This window comes from Halomonas sp. ISL-56, from assembly GCF_018612805.1.
Classification (GTDB): Bacteria; Pseudomonadota; Gammaproteobacteria; order Pseudomonadales; family Halomonadaceae; genus Vreelandella.
The window spans coordinates 1-14,654 of sequence record NZ_JAGGRO010000018.1 but is presented as its reverse complement, the minus strand read 5'-3'; the positions used below and the strand labels follow the sequence as shown (position 1 = coordinate 14,654).

The following is a 14,654-nucleotide window of genomic DNA, read 5'->3' as shown; positions in this document are numbered from 1 at the left end:
TATTTAAAAGCGTATGTTTTAAACCTGCGACAACCGCCATTGGCTGTCAGCTGATTAAAAACCTTACCCAGTAACAAGCAAGGAGTTGGCCAATTGGCCGTCTGGAATATTTTTTTAAATAACTTCAGATGTTTAGATGTCGATGGTGGATAAGCACTGGCACGGTTCTTCACATAGGCTGCACAGTGATGGTGCGAAAAGGGTGGTGGCGTGCACTCTCGCACACCATTTAGCGTGTGAAAGGTATTAAACAAGTGCCAAAAAGCGTGCTGCGTCGTCATCTCCTTATTTTTAAGTGACTGTTTATAAAAAATAAGTTTTTAATAAGACATTCTTAGGCTTGGCTTTTGCATATTATAGGCAACAAGTTAGTTAACAAGGGATAAGCGCTCATTGCTAGGCGATGGCAGCGAACAATTCCAAAGCCGTTCGAAAAAAAACTAGCCGTTAGAAAATGTGTAGCTGAGATTAAAGTAAATTTTGCACCGACGAAGGTGCGCTGCGGCAACGACGTCCAGCCCTCTTCTCTTAATGCGTTTATATAGCGCCTTAGAGAAAGGGACTGGGCGTTTTTTTATGCGTGGCGTTAATGAGCAACCCGAGGAGTAGCTATGACTCAGGCCAAAACGACTTGCCCCTATTGCGGCGTTGGCTGTGGCGTGACGGCGACCGTTGAAGCGGGCACGCTGAGCGCTGTCGAGGGCGACCGCGAGCACCCGGCCAACTTCGGGCGGCTGTGTGTCAAAGGTTCTGCGCTACATGAAACCTTGGGCGAGCAGGGCCGCCTGACACATCCTCGGGTGGATGGTGTTGAGGTCTCCTGGGGCACTGCATTGAGCGCCACCGCTGATCGTTTGAATGACCTGCGGGCCGAGCACGGTAATCACTGCGTGGCAGCCTATCTCTCCGGCCAGTTGCTCACCGAAGACTACTACGTGGCCAATAAGTTGTTTAAAGGCTTTTTGGGCACACCTCATTTAGACACCAATTCGAGACTATGTATGGCCTCGGCGGTGGTTGGCTACAAGCGGGCCTTCGGTGCCGATGCGGTGCCGTGTAACTACGAGGATCTGGAAGAGGCGGAGCTGATCGTGCTGGTGGGTTCCAACCTGGCTTGGAATCACCCAGTGCTCTACCAGCGCATTAAAGTCGCTAAAGAGCGCAATCCGCTGATGCGTCTGGTAGTGATCGACCCGCGGGTGACCGACAGCTGCGAAATCGCCGACCTTTACCTGGGCATAAAACCGGGCAGCGATGCCTATCTGTTTAATGGCCTGCTGGCGTGGATGGCAAAGCGCCGCAAGCTCGATACTCTCTACCTTGAGCGCCACACCGAAGGCTTTGACGAAGCCCTGGAAGCCGCGCAGCAAACGGCGGGGACAGTGGCTGAGGTAGCTCAGGCCTGTGATGTTGACCCAGAGCGCCTGGAGACCTTCTATTACTGGTTCGCCAGCCAGCTGCATGTGGTCACGCTCTACTCCCAGGGCGTTAATCAATCCGCCAGCGGTACCGATAAGTGCAACGCGATTATTAACTGCCATCTGGCCGGCGGCAAAATCGGCCTGCCGGGGGCGGGGCCGTTCTCGATTACCGGCCAGCCCAATGCCATGGGCGGCCGCGAAGTGGGCGGGCTAGCCAACCAGCTGGCGGCGCATATGGATTACCACACCCCAGGCGCCCTCGATCTGGTCAGCCGCTTCTGGGCTACTGACAGCCTGACGCCAACCCTTCCGGAAGAACCGGGCTACAAAGCCGTGGAGCTGTTTGAAGCCATTGAGCGCGGCGAGATAAAAGCGCTATGGGTGATGGCCACCAACCCCGCCATCAGCCTGCCCGATGCCGCGCGGGTGCGCGCTGCGTTGGAAAAGTGCCCGCTGGTGATCGTTTCCGAGTGCGCGGCCCATACCGATCTGCTGCCCTATGCGGATATCGTGTTACCCGCCTCTGGGTGGTCAGAAAAAGATGGCACCGTGACTAACTCCGAGCGGCGTATTTCTCGCCAGCGGGGCATGCTGCCGCCCCCAGGTGAGGCTCGCCACGACTGGTGGATAATGTGCGAAGTGGCAAAACGGTTGGGTTTTGCCGAGGCGTTTGACTACACCCATCCCTGGGAGATTTTCGACGAGCACGCCCGGCTCTCGGGGTTTGAAAATAACGGTTCGACTGACAGCCCAAAACGGCTGTTTGATATTTCGGGTTTGGTGGGCCTGGGCCGGGATGGCTACGACGCCTTGGCCCCCATTCAGTGGCCGGTCACAAAGGCCGCACCCCGCGGCACTGCTCGGCTGTTTGAGGATGGCGAATTTGCCACCGCCAATGGTCGCGCCAAGCTGCTGGCGATCCATCCCCAAGGGCCAGAACAGGCGCTGAGCGCCGTTTACCCGCTGCGGCTGAATACCGGTCGAATCCGCGATCAGTGGCATACCATGACCCGCACCGCGCGCTCACCGCGGTTAATGAATCACCGCGCCGAACCCTTTATGGACGTGCACCCGGACGATGCCCATAGCGCCGGTGTCACCGATCAGGGGTTGGCCGTGCTAACCGCCGCGAAGGGCGAATTTCGCGCTCGGGTGCGGGTCTCCAATGCCCAGCGCCGCGGTGAGATATTTGTGCCTATCCACTGGACTGACTGCTTTACCCAGGAAGCCAGAAGCAGCGCGCTAATTGACAGCATTACCGATCCACTCTCTGGGCAGCCGGAGTCGAAGCACGGCGCTGTTGCGCTGGCGCCGCTTGCTACTGATTGGCAGGCCACCCTATTGGTCGCCGAAGGGGCAACGCAATCAACGCCTTGGTGCACCAGCGCCTACTGGACACGTATTCCCATGCGCAGTTGCCAGCGTTGGCAGCTTGCCCATACGCAGCCGGTTAATGACTGGCTGGTGCAACTGAAAACATGGCTGCCCGGCGACGTATCGGTCGTCAGTCAAGACCCCACTAACGGGCGGCTGCGCGCCGCCTGCGTGGAAAACGATCAACTGCGCTGGTGGCTGATGGTTGGCCCGCCCAAAGAGCTGCCAGGGTTAGCGTGGTTGGAAGCGCGTTTTAATGACTTGGCACTAAGCGATAGCCACCGCCGCCGCCTACTGGCGGGCTGCGACGACGGAGCTGCGGATACTGGCCCGGTGGTGTGTAGCTGCCATCAAGTGGGCCAAACCACCATTGCCAACGCCATCCGCGAGGGTGATACCACTGTTGAGGCGCTAGGTGCCAGGCTCGCCTGCGGCACCCAGTGCGGTAGCTGTATTCCCGAATTGAAATCACTTATTGAAGAGGAGCGGCCCAATGCCCGCACTAAGCAACCCCTTGCTACAGAAGTGGTTTAACGCCTTTATGCGTTTGTCGCACCGTGCCCGCCTACCATCGGCTCGCCATGCTGATGAGTTACATGTGCCGCTGCGGGGGGGGCTGGATAAGTGCCGCGCCGGGCAGGTTTATCTGGTCGGTGCAGGCAGCGGCGATGCCGAGCTGCTAACCCTCAAGGCTGCACGCTTACTTATGCAGGCGGACGCGGTGGTGTATGACCGCTTGGTAGGCGATGACGTGCTAGCGCTGATTCCTAGCAGCAGCGAGCGCTACTACGTTGGCAAAGCCCGCGGTCATCACAGCGTACCGCAAGCTGAGATTGGCGAGCTGATGGTAAAACTCGCCGGCGAAGGAAAATCGGTGGTGCGCCTGAAAGGCGGTGACCCGGCGGTATTTGCACGGATGGGCGAAGAGTTGGATGCCCTGGCTGCCGCCCAGGTGCCCGCTGCTATCGTCCCGGGGATTACCGCCGCCTCTGCCGCTGCTGCGTGTATGGGCATTCCGCTCACCGATCGCGGCCATGCCCAGCAGCTGCGCTTTGTGACTGCCCAGCTATGCCGCGAGGACGGCACCCCGGATTGGGCCTCGCTGGCGCGCAAGGATGAAACCCTGGTGTTTTATATGGGGCTTTCCAAGGTCGACGCAATTTGCCACGGGCTGCGCCTGGCAGGCCTGCCGGATGAGTGGCCGATCATGCTGGTGGCCAACGCCAGTCAGCGTGAGCAGCAGTCGCTGGTGGGAACGCTTGCGGATATGCCCGAGAAGCTTGCCGCCTCCCCCTTGCCATCACCCTGCTTGATTGTGGTGGGCAGCGTTGTTCAGCGAGTCGCCACCACACCTGTTGTAAAAATCACTGATGTTTGTGCTGCACCTCTCATTTGACCCTGAAACTCACAACAAAGGAAACGCACTCTATGTCCTATTTATTGCCTGCCGAATTTGCCACCAAGATGGTCGATGCCGGTGAAGCAAAGCTGCATATGTCTACTCGCGATGCGCTGATTCGTGCTTTTATGGCGGGAGCCATTTTGGCCATCGCGGCAGTGTTTGCGGTGACCGTGGCGGTGCAAACCGGCTACCCGATTATCGGCGCTATTCTGTTTCCGGTGGGTTTCTCGATTCTCTACTTGATGGGCTTTGATCTGTTGACCGGGGTGTTTGTGTTAACCCCGCTGGCGTGGCTGGATAAGCGGCCGGGCGTGACGATTCCGCGTATTCTCAAGCACTGGGGTATTGTGTTTGTGGGTAATTTTGGTGGGGCGTTAACGGTCGCTTTTCTAATGGCGATTGTGTTTACCTACGGCTTTAGTACCGAGCCTAGCGAAGTTGGGCGGGTGATCGGCGAAGTTGGCGAAGGACGCACCGTGGGTTACAAGGAGTATGGTGCCGGCGGCATGGCGACGATTTTTATTCGCGGCATACTGTGTAATTGGATGGTCTCGCTGGGCGTGGTGGGTGCAATGATTTCAACCACGGTGAGCGGCAAGGTAATTGCCATGTGGATGCCGATAATGCTGTTCTTCGGCATGGGCTTTGAGCACTCGGTGGTCAACATGTTCCTGTTCCCCTCCGGGCTGATGATGGGCGGTAATTTCTCGATTATGGATTACCTGATCTGGAATGAGATACCGGTAGTATTGGGTAACTTAATCGGTGGTTTGGCATTAACCGGCCTGACGCTCTACACCACCCACGTACGTACCGCGCCGCAAAAAGCCCTATGATTTGATAGGCAGTAGTTTGTCATTAACCAAGCCTTCGCTCCGGCGGAGGCTTTTTTTAGGGGAAGCATAATGGCAGCGCTGACCATTTCGCTCGGCCAGCACTCTGATAAAGGGCGCAAGCCAAGCAATCAGGATTTTTATGGCGCTTACCTGCCCAGCGAACCCCTGCGCGCCACCAAGGGTATTACGATCGCTTTAGCCGATGGAATTAGTAGCAGCGAGGTAAGCCGCGAGGCCAGCGAAGCAGCAGTGGGCGGTTTTTTGACAGACTACTACGCCACCCCGGCAACGTGGGCGGTTAAAACCTCCGCCCAGCGGGTACTGCAGGCCACCAATGCGTGGCTATACGCCCAAACCCGACAGAGCCAATACCGCTACAATCTTGACCGTGGCTATGTGTGCACCTTGAGCGCGATGGTGATTAAATCCACTACCGCGCACCTGTTTCATGTGGGCGATAGCCGTATCTATCAGCTTTCCGGTAATACGCTGGAGCCGTTGACCGAGGATCACCGCTTCTGGGCCTCGCGGGAGGTCAGTCATTTAAGCCGTGCCATGGGAGCTGGTCAGCACCTGGAGTTGGATTACCGCGCGGTATCGTTAAATGCAGGTGATGTGTTTCTACTCGCCACCGATGGCGTTTATGAGTGGCTGACTGACGCCGAAATGGCTGCGCTGATTTATGCCCACTGGGGGGATCTGGACGCGGCAGCTGAGGCACTGATCGCCGCCGCCCTCGACAATGGCAGCGATGACAACCTCACCGCACAGATTGTGCGCATTGATAGCCTGCCAGAGCGCCATTCCAATGAGCTTTACGCGGCGCTTGGCGCGTTACCGCAGCCGCCTGAGTTGCGCGAGGGGAGCGAGCTGGATGGCTATCGCATTGTGCGTCAACTGCATGCCAGCAGCCGTAGCCATGTGTTTCTGGCAGAAGAAGTAGAGAGCGGTGAGAAAGTAGCGCTGAAAACGCTTTCGACCGAGTTAAGCCAAGACCCGGTAAGCATTGAGCGGTTTGTGCGTGAGGAGTGGATTGCCCGGCGCATTGATAATGTGCACGTGCTAAAAGCGCCCGTGCAACAGCGGCCACGCCACTACCTGTACACCGTGCTGGCGTATATCGAAGGGCAAACCCTGACCCAGTGGATGCGCGACCATCCTGACGCTGATTTAGCCAGCGTACGTCCGATTGTCGAGCAGATCGCCAAAGGGCTGCGCGCCTTTCATCGGCTGGAAATGCTGCACCAGGATTTGCGCCCCGACAACGTTATGATTGATGGCCACGGCACGGTGAAGCTGATTGATTTTGGTGCTGCCAAGGTGGCGGGGATCGCCGAAGAGGGCAGGGCGGCTAGCGACGATATTCTAGGCACCGCCCAGTATACTGCGCCGGAGTATTTTCTCGGGGAAGGCGGCACGCCCCGTTCGGATCAATACTCCCTGGCGGTGATTACCTATCAAATGCTAACCGGCACGCTACCCTACGGCACTGAGGTGGCCAAGACCCGCACCCGGGCAGCGCAGCATAAGCTTGCCTATCAGTCAGCGCTTAGTGAAAACCGCGAACTGCCCGCCTGGGTGGATGAGGTGCTCAAAAAGGCGCTGCATCCCAGCCCCCATAAACGTTTCCCGGCGCTTTCGGAGCTTATCTTCGAGCTACGCTCACCAAGCTCAGACATGCTGAAGCGCGCACAGTTACCGCTGATGGAGCGAGACCCTGTGCTGTTCTGGAAGGGCGTGTCGCTATTGTTGGCTATTGTGGTGTTTGCCCTGTTAGTGCGTTAAGAAGGGGGGCAATGTTATCAGCGGGCATCGTCAAAACGGTCAACCCGGCGCAAAGTTGGGAACAGCTTCATCCAGGCACCGACCACCGCCAAAGTGCCCAAGCCGCCAATGATAGCTGCGGGCACTACGCCAAACCCTGCCGCCATACTGCCCGCACGGAACTCGCCAAGCTCATTGCTGGAACCGATAAACAGCATGTTGACCGCATTCACGCGGCCGCGCATCTCATCCGGGGTGGCAAGCTGAATCAGCGTCATGCGCACATAGACGCTAATCATATCGGCGGCACCCGCCACCAACATGGCTATCAGGGAAAGCCAAAAAATCGTTGAAAAAGCGAACACTAAATTGGCAACGCCGAAAACGGCTACTGCCATAAACATGACCAAACCAGCACGGCGCTTAATACCACGAATACCTAAGTAGAGCCCCATGAGGAGGGCGCCCACGGCAATAGCGCTACGCAGCGCGCCTAACCCTTCAGGCCCAACGTGAAGCACTTCCTGTGCGTAGATAGGTAGCAGCGCTACGACGCCGCCTAATAGCACTGCGAACAGATCCAACGAAATAGCGCCCAAAATAATCGGCTGATAGCGGATATAACGAATGCCCGCGGTAAAGCGCTTTATGGCAGTGCTTTCCAGTATTTTGGCGGTTTCAGCGTAGCGAATAGGTACCGGGAGCAGCAGCACGAGTGCCGCAATAAAACAGCCCAAGCAAACGCTGTATGCGAGGCTGCCACCGCCTAACCCATAAAGAATGCCGCCCAATAATGGGCCGGCAATCACGGCAATTTTCATGATAGAGCTATTCAAGGCAATCGCAGAGGCCAGCTGCGCCCGTGGCACAATATTGGGCAGCAGGCTTTGTAAGGCGGGGCCGGTAAAGGCGCGTGCAGCACCAAACAGTGCCAGAACCGCGTAATAGCCGCCCACATTATGACTTTCATTCAGCGAAAGGGTCAGCAGCAGGGTGCTGCATAGCCCTTGCACCATCCAGCTAAGCTGCAAAATACGTTTGCGCGAGAAGCGATCAACGAAATCCCCTGCAGGTAGCAGCAATAACACCATGGGCAGGAACTGCGCCAACCCCACATAGGCCAACGCCATCGGGTCGCGGGTGATATCGTAAACCTGCCAAGCCACTACGATGGCCTGAATCTGCATGGCAAATACCGCGGCTAGCCGCGACAGCAAAAAACTTAAAAAGCCCGGTTGGCGGTGAAGCGGGAGTAAAGCGTCTGTTGCGTTGATTGGCGCGGCGTTAGAGGTCATGGCGTCTTCATGGTAAGCAAAGTTTCAATAGCAAAGGGTTGAAGTAGCGTAGTTGCCACCCCATGTTAGTTAACACGCTATCAATAGAAAAGGATGTTAATGATGCAACATGTAATGCCGAACCCCGGTTTTGGTACTTTTCGCCTGGAAGGCGATACGCTCAAGCAGAGTATTCACGCGGCGCTTGAGGCCGGGTACCGCCACATCGACACGGCGCAGTTTTACGGCAACGAAGCTGGCGTAGGCGAAGCGATTCGCGACAGCAGCGTGCCACGCAGCGATATTTGTCTAACCACCAAGGTGTGGTTCGATAAGCTGGAGCCCGCAACGCTGGAAGCCAGCGTGGATGAAAGCCTAAAGAAATTAGGCACCGATTACGTTGATCTGTTGTTGATCCATTGGCCGTCCCCAGAGGATGAAGTGCCGATGGTCGATTATTTGACGGCGCTTAAAAAGGTGAAAGCCGAGGGTAAGACGCGCAATATTGGTATTTCCAACTTTACCTGTGCGCAGGTAGACGAAGCAGTCAGTATTCTGGGCAAAGGTGAAATTCTCACCAACCAGATCGAGGTTCATCCTTTCTTACAGAACCGTAAACTGGTTGATCACTGCGAGCAGCATGGTATTCAGATTACTGCTTTTATGCCCCTGGCTGTGGGCAAGGTAATGGACGACCCGACCCTTAAGCAGATCGCTGAGGCGCATAGCGTCACCCCCGCACAAATTGCCCTTGCTTGGGTGAAACAGCGCAATATGATTACGATCCCTTCATCGACCAAAGCGCGTAATATTCAAAGCAACATTGCCGCCTTTGATTTAGTGCTAAGCGACAGCGAAATGGCGGAAATTGCTACGCTTGATCGTAAAGAGCGTATTGCCAACCCCGACTTTGCACCAGCTTGGGATGAGTAAACAGTGTGCTTAACCAGAATTTTGAACACTCATTTGAACACAAGAGGTGAACGCTAAACGTTAGCGTCTGTCATAGCGGTGCCTGCTTTTTGCAGGCACCTAATCAATGGAGAAAGTGAATGAAACAGCGCAGGATTAAAGACAACGCATTAAAAGCGCAGCTACGAACACCAATGTTTAAAATGCAGCAGCAAACGCCGAAAAAAGGCAAAGGCAGCTACTCCCGTAAAGGTCGCAACTCCCTGAGAGGGCATCGCCAAGCCGCTTAACCCGGCGTTTTGGCGATGCCTTCCCCAGGCATCTCTGCACAGTATCCCCCATGCTGTGCAGACTCCCATCAGTTTGGCCGATCCAATGGATCGGCTTTTTTTATTGTGCGCCAAGCCGGGCTTAAAACTGAAAACGCCCCGGTCACTTCCTGTGACCGGGGCGTTGGCTACGCCAAAATACTCCCACAATGTGGACATTTTTCGTAGGCATCGCGGGTTTCAGCCTGATGACGCTGATTGCGTTGGCTTGGCTCTTCCACACCGTGAATGGATACCAGTTGGCCTTGCTCCCAGCGTAAACCGATATCTTTTAACAGATGCGGGTCATGAAAACGTGGATCTTCGTAAAAGCGCCGCTGGGTGCGTGAGTGCTTTAACGCGTTGAGTAGCTTGCGAGTAATGGTTGCCATTGCCATGGAATCGGTCTCCTGGGTTAGGAGGCCGGGCAACATCGCGATCAGGGAGTATCAAAGGTAACGATAAAACACATGGCCGCGACACTTGCCGCGGCCAATTTCTCTCTACATCTCTGGCACGCGACAATAATAAGCTGATACCGCATTATTAATAATGCGATGCAGCTTATTCATTCGTGTCGCGGGGATTTGCCAGCGCATGATGAGATCTCTGAAAAGTTTTACTTTAAGAGTAGTTCGCTAATAAAACTCTGGTTAATAAAACCAAGCTACCTTTTCAAGGCAGCTCTTATCTTTTAACCGATGCTCATCTGAGCGTCAACCCTAATTAGCCACTTGTTCTATGTTGGTAGTTTGGCAGGTCTCCATGCGATACCCTGACTGGTAAACGCTGCGCAGACGAAGGCCATGACGACCATCCAGCTCTAACTTTCTGCGTAGGCGGCTTACGTGGGTATCCACGGTGCGCGTCGAAACATCCCCTTTGATACCCCACACCAGCTCTAATAAATGCGCGCGGGTAATCAGCTCACCAATTTTTGAGAAGAAGAGCGCGGCTAAGCGATACTCGCGCTCGGTTAAATCAACGGGGTTGCCCGCGACACTGATGTAGTGCTCATCAGTATGCAAATTAAAGGTTGCGGGGCAAGCCGGTGCCGGGCGCGGTGTGGCATACCCTGACCGCCTACCTAAAGCGCTTACTCTGGCAATAAGCTCACTGGGGCGAAGGGGCTTGGCGAGAAAATCGTCTGCACCCTGTTCCAGGGCTTTCACGACATCGTCTTCACCCTGGCTAGCGGTAATAAACAGGATTGGGCCGCGCCAGCTATCGTGTTGGCGCAGGTGGGCAACAACATCCATGCCGTCGCTGTCTGGCAACCACCAGTCGATAATCAGGAAATCAAACGACCGCTGCTGGGTCGCGCGACGCAGCTCGCTTGCGCGAGTAAATAAAGAAACCTGGTGGCCTGCCGTTAGCAGGCACTGCTCAATAAAGGCCTGCTGGTCGAGGTCATCTTCAAGTACGCCAATATGCATGGTGATTTCCCTTATTGTCGTCTTATAAACGTCACACGTGTAGACGTGGAAAATTCATACATAAAGTTTAGTTGATAATGATGCGTTGACACAAAGGTCCACAGTTTATCCGCAGATGGCCGATATATACTCCTTGTACTCTCAACCGCCAATACTGAGGTGCAACTGAATGCGTCGTTCTTTGGTTTATAAATGCAGGGTTTCTAAATGCAAGGTTCTCATAGCCGGAGTGGTAATTGCCTTGCTGTCGGCCCAGGCTATCGCTTTGGAAGCACCTGAAGGCCCGGTATTATTAGTGGTGAGTGGTAAGGTCGGGCAGCCAAACGTGGGTGATGAGGCCCATTTTGATAAAGAGATGCTAGAGGCCTTGGCGCAGCACGAAACAACTACCCGCACGCCCTGGTACGATGGCGTGACGCGTTTCTCTGGCCCATTGGGGCGAGCCATATTGGAAGCTGCGGGTGCCGAAGGGGAGAGCATGCGTGTGATAGCGTTGAATGAGTATGCGGCCACCATACCCGTTAGTGATGTTGATCATTATGATGTGATTTTAGCCATGCAGGCGAACGGCAAAGCACTACGTGTTCGAGATCAAGGGCCGCTGTTTGTTATTTACCCCTTTGATACACACCCCGAGCTGCTGAATGAAGAAATCTTCTCGCGATCGGTGTGGCAGGTGGCGCGTATCGTTGTCGAATAATGTAACCGGGTAATTGCTATGCTGGCCTTTTTTAAGTTCTATTTTTCCCGCAGCACGAGGGCCGCTACATTTTCGGCGATCCTTTTTTTTCTTTCCGCGCTAACCACCGGCGGGGTTATTTACCACCGTCAGCATGCGCTGGAAAATCGCCTGCTCGAAAACTTATTATGGGCCGGGTATCAGTTTGATCGTGAGGTGCGCGAGTTTCGCTTAACGTTAATGGAATCAAAAAGATCCGATAACGTGATGGTTGACGATGTATTGCTGCGTTATGAAATTCTCTTCAGTCGGCAGTCACTTTTTTTTCAAGGTGAAATAGGCAGGATTGTGGCGCAACTTGAGGATATTGAGGAGGTAGTTAAAGAAACTCAATCCCGCATTTTAGAGATGGAAACCCTACTCGAAACGCTATGGGATAACCCTGACGGGTTAAATAGCGCGCTAATAGCTACCCTCCTGCAGGATACGGTTGAGCTACAGCAGCTCACCGGTACCATTCTGGTCGAAACCAATGCCCATGTTTCACATATGCGCAGCGAAGAACGCCGCGTATTAACGCATCTCTACGGATTGGTGCTGCTGCTTATTATCTTGCTTATGTTTTCTGGTGGGATGTTAGTTCGCGCGCTGATTTTAGAAGGACGCTCCAGTCATCACAAAGCTCAAGCGTTAGAAGCCAAGGGGCAAGAGTTAAATGAGGCTGCCAAGCGAGCAGAGAAAGCGAGCCTCGCAAAATCAGAGTTTATGGCCGTCATGAGCCATGAAATTCGCACGCCGTTAAATGGCGTAGTGGGTATGGCGGATTTGTTAAGCGAAGAAGTAAAAACACCCAGTGCGAAGACTTATTTAGCTGCTTTGAAGCGCAGTGCGGAAAGCCTACGCGCAGTGATTAACGATATTCTTGATTACACCAAAATCGAGTCTGGGCGTCTTGATCTGGATGTCCAGCCGTTTGATCTCCATCAGTGCATCGACCAACTATGTGAAAGCTACACGCTTCGCGAGCCGAAGGGGAAGGTCACCTTCAGTTACGCTATCGACCCTGCTTTGCCGCGATATGTGGTGGGCGACATCGCGCGGTTGCGCCAAGTAATGATGAACTTAATCAATAATGGATTGAAGTTCACGGAAGAGGGCTTCGTTAAATGCCACGTAAAGCCACTTGGCGACGATAATATTCTCGTCGAGGTGCATGATACCGGCTGTGGTATCGCAGACGTGGATCATTCACAACTCTTCTCGGCTTTCTCGCAAGTGGACACCTCCATGGCGCGGCGTCATGAGGGCACAGGGCTTGGATTGGCGATCTGTAAGCGGTTGGTTGAAGCCATGCAGGGAGAGATAGGCGTTAACAGCCAGCAGGGGCTGGGTAGTCGATTTTGGTTTACCGTTAGAATGCCGGAAACCGAGCCATTTACGGTCTATCAAGCCGGTGACAGCCAGCGTGAACTCACTACTAAGCAAAAGCACCATATTTTAGTGGTTGAGGATAATCCGCTAAATCAAACGGTAGCAAGGGTGATGCTTGAACGCCTTGGCCAGCGGGTGACCATCGCAGAGAACGGCGTGGAAGCACTTGAACTGCTTAACGTAGACCACGGCAGGATCGATTTGGTCTTAATGGATATGCAGATGCCTAAATTGGATGGAACCGAAACCACCCAACGTTGGCGCGATTACGAAGCCGTGCATCAGCTACCCCGTCTACCGATCGTAGCGATGACCGCTAATGTTATGCCAGAGCACCGCGAACGCTGTATGCAAAGCGGTATGGACGATATGATTCATAAGCCCTTTACTCGGGATGAGTTGAACCTGGTGGTCTGCCGCTATCTTTCTAACGATGAAATCTTAGCGGTTGATAACGTTGACGGTTATTCGCCTAAAAGCCACCAATCACTGGGTGACACCGTCGGCGCTGTTCAAGTACTCGACAAGCGCCTTTGTGAAGAGCTGAAAAGCACTTTTGAGCCAAGAGCGTTGGGGGCACTGCTGTCTACATTTTTAATGCGGCTTAGTGAGCGCAGTGCCCGTCTTAACGCCTACTGGCAGTCAGAAGATCGCTCTGCCTTGTGCCAAGAGGCGCACTCACTGAAGGGAGCCGCCTCTTCGCTAGGTTGTGCGGCGATTGCTGAACAAGCCAGCCAATTGGAGCAGGCAGCGCTAGAAGCCCCATTAAACGAATTGGCTATTTATCTGGAGCGTTTAATTTCTCTCCAAGTCACTACTCAGCAGGCTTTAGAGCAAGAAAGCATGCTCATTTGATGCGCTATTAGAGTAGAGGGTGAGTACTCGCGTAGCCATGTGTTGAAAGCGCCAGCGGTTAACGGGTGAGCAATACAGTAGCCTTGTCCAACCGTACACCCAACTTCAGCAAGCAGGGTGAACTGCGCCGATGTTTCGATACCCTCGGCGACGACAGTCAATCCCAGGCGTCTGCCTAAGTCGATAATCGACTCGGTGATCACCAGTGCTTTTTGATCCCGGTCAATCTGCGAGACAAAGCTACGATCAATTTTGAGCTCGCTGAAAGGCAACCGATAGAGCTGCTTCAGCGAAGAGTGACCGGTACCAAAATCATCTAACGACAGTTTACAGCCTCTTTGTCGTAACGCTTTGAGCACATAGCAAGCGTAGCCCAAACACTCCACCCCCACCGTTTCGGTGAGTTCCAAGGTGATCTTGCTAAGAACAGCATTATGCACTTGAGTGAGTTGATCAAATGTCTCCAGGACGCCTTCTGCTTGAATAAAGGCCGCCGGTATATTAATCGAGATATTCAGATCCCACCCTTGTGACAGCCATTGGGCTTGCTGCTTCATGGCAAGCTCAATAACGTACCAGGTGAGGGGAAGCATCAGCCCGCTCTGCTCTGCCAAGCGGATAAAGCTATCGGGGTAAAGCACTCCACGTTGGGGATCTTGCCAGCGTACCAGTGCTTCGGCGCTGATGACTTGGTTTTTTTGAAGGTCTATTTGGGGTTGATAGACGAGAAACAGCTGTTTTTCATGAATGGCTTTCGCCAACTCATTGCTTGTAGGCGCTTTGGGCGCTTTTTTGAATGGCTCAAGAAATGATGCTAGATCGGTGAATAGCTTTGCTTTGGGTAGAAAGCCGAGCATGTGAAAACCAAGCGCCTTGCCTGCTGCAATAGCCCGTCCTGCGGTATCTTGCGCACAGCTGCTGATGAGCAGAATTGATGCCTTCGACGTCACCCCCTGATTGAG

Annotated in this window: 12 protein-coding genes; 8 read left to right on the top strand and 4 right to left on the bottom strand. The window is 54.2% G+C overall.

Annotated elements, in window-relative coordinates; genetic code table 11:
- Nucleotides 1-611 precede the first annotated feature (611 nt).
- The 4 genes from J7J49_RS15570 to J7J49_RS15555 all read left to right on the top strand — a co-directional run bounded on the left by J7J49_RS15570 (nucleotide 612) and on the right by J7J49_RS15555 (nucleotide 6,818).
- Entirely contained in the window at nucleotides 612-3,329 is a 2,718-nt protein-coding gene (locus J7J49_RS15570) for a nitrate reductase (protein WP_215093857.1), read from the top strand.
- Nucleotides 3,289-4,191, top strand: coding sequence for a uroporphyrinogen-III C-methyltransferase (cobA, locus tag J7J49_RS15565; protein ID WP_215093855.1), 903 nt, complete (start codon nucleotides 3,289-3,291; stop codon nucleotides 4,189-4,191). Before J7J49_RS15570 ends, cobA begins: the two co-directional genes overlap by 41 nt.
- A 32-nt stretch (nucleotides 4,192-4,223) precedes the next feature.
- Nucleotides 4,224-5,033, top strand: coding sequence for a formate/nitrite transporter family protein (locus J7J49_RS15560; protein ID WP_215093853.1), 810 nt, complete (start codon nucleotides 4,224-4,226; stop codon nucleotides 5,031-5,033).
- A 69-nt stretch (nucleotides 5,034-5,102) separates the two neighbouring features.
- On the top strand, nucleotides 5,103-6,818 hold the full coding sequence (locus tag J7J49_RS15555) for a bifunctional protein-serine/threonine kinase/phosphatase (RefSeq protein WP_215093851.1): 1,716 nt from the start codon (nucleotides 5,103-5,105) through the stop codon (nucleotides 6,816-6,818).
- Between the two features lie 17 nt (nucleotides 6,819-6,835).
- Here J7J49_RS15555 and J7J49_RS15550 read toward each other — a convergent pair whose 3' ends face one another.
- Entirely contained in the window at nucleotides 6,836-8,092 is a 1,257-nt protein-coding gene (locus J7J49_RS15550) for an MFS transporter (RefSeq protein WP_215093849.1), read from the bottom strand.
- A gap of 93 nt (nucleotides 8,093-8,185) precedes the next feature.
- On the opposite strand from J7J49_RS15550, the gene dkgB reads away from it, so the two are divergent.
- Nucleotides 8,186-9,004, top strand: a complete 819-nt coding sequence (gene dkgB, locus J7J49_RS15545; protein ID WP_215093847.1) for a 2,5-didehydrogluconate reductase DkgB — start codon at nucleotides 8,186-8,188, stop codon at nucleotides 9,002-9,004.
- 119 nt (nucleotides 9,005-9,123) lie between these two features.
- Nucleotides 9,124-9,273 (top strand): alternative ribosome rescue factor ArfA, encoded by a 150-nt coding sequence (gene arfA / locus J7J49_RS15540; protein WP_215093845.1) that lies wholly within the window; start codon nucleotides 9,124-9,126, stop codon nucleotides 9,271-9,273.
- Between the two features lie 167 nt (nucleotides 9,274-9,440).
- Here the strand turns inward: arfA and J7J49_RS15535 are convergent, their stop codons facing one another.
- Both J7J49_RS15535 and J7J49_RS15530 read right to left on the bottom strand, forming a co-directional pair.
- The gene (locus tag J7J49_RS15535) at nucleotides 9,441-9,689 is read right to left on the bottom strand and encodes a hypothetical protein (protein ID WP_215093843.1); all 249 of its coding nucleotides are present in this window, start codon (nucleotides 9,687-9,689) and stop codon (nucleotides 9,441-9,443) included.
- Nucleotides 9,690-10,013: 324 nt separating this feature from the next.
- Nucleotides 10,014-10,727, bottom strand: a complete 714-nt coding sequence (locus J7J49_RS15530) for a response regulator transcription factor (RefSeq protein WP_215093841.1) — start codon at nucleotides 10,725-10,727, stop codon at nucleotides 10,014-10,016.
- A gap of 241 nt (nucleotides 10,728-10,968) precedes the next feature.
- On the opposite strand from J7J49_RS15530, the gene J7J49_RS15525 reads away from it, so the two are divergent.
- On the top strand, nucleotides 10,969-11,427 hold the full coding sequence (locus J7J49_RS15525; protein WP_353048384.1) for a putative pterin-binding protein: 459 nt from the start codon (nucleotides 10,969-10,971) through the stop codon (nucleotides 11,425-11,427).
- A gap of 18 nt (nucleotides 11,428-11,445) precedes the next feature.
- Nucleotides 11,446-13,692, top strand: coding sequence for an ATP-binding protein (locus tag J7J49_RS15520; protein WP_064234483.1), 2,247 nt, complete (start codon nucleotides 11,446-11,448; stop codon nucleotides 13,690-13,692).
- Here the strand turns inward: J7J49_RS15520 and J7J49_RS15515 are convergent.
- A partial coding sequence (locus J7J49_RS15515; protein ID WP_215093837.1) for an EAL domain-containing protein occupies nucleotides 13,656-14,654 on the bottom strand: 999 nt, incomplete at its 5' end. The two genes, J7J49_RS15520 and J7J49_RS15515, sit on opposite strands and share 37 nt — an antisense overlap.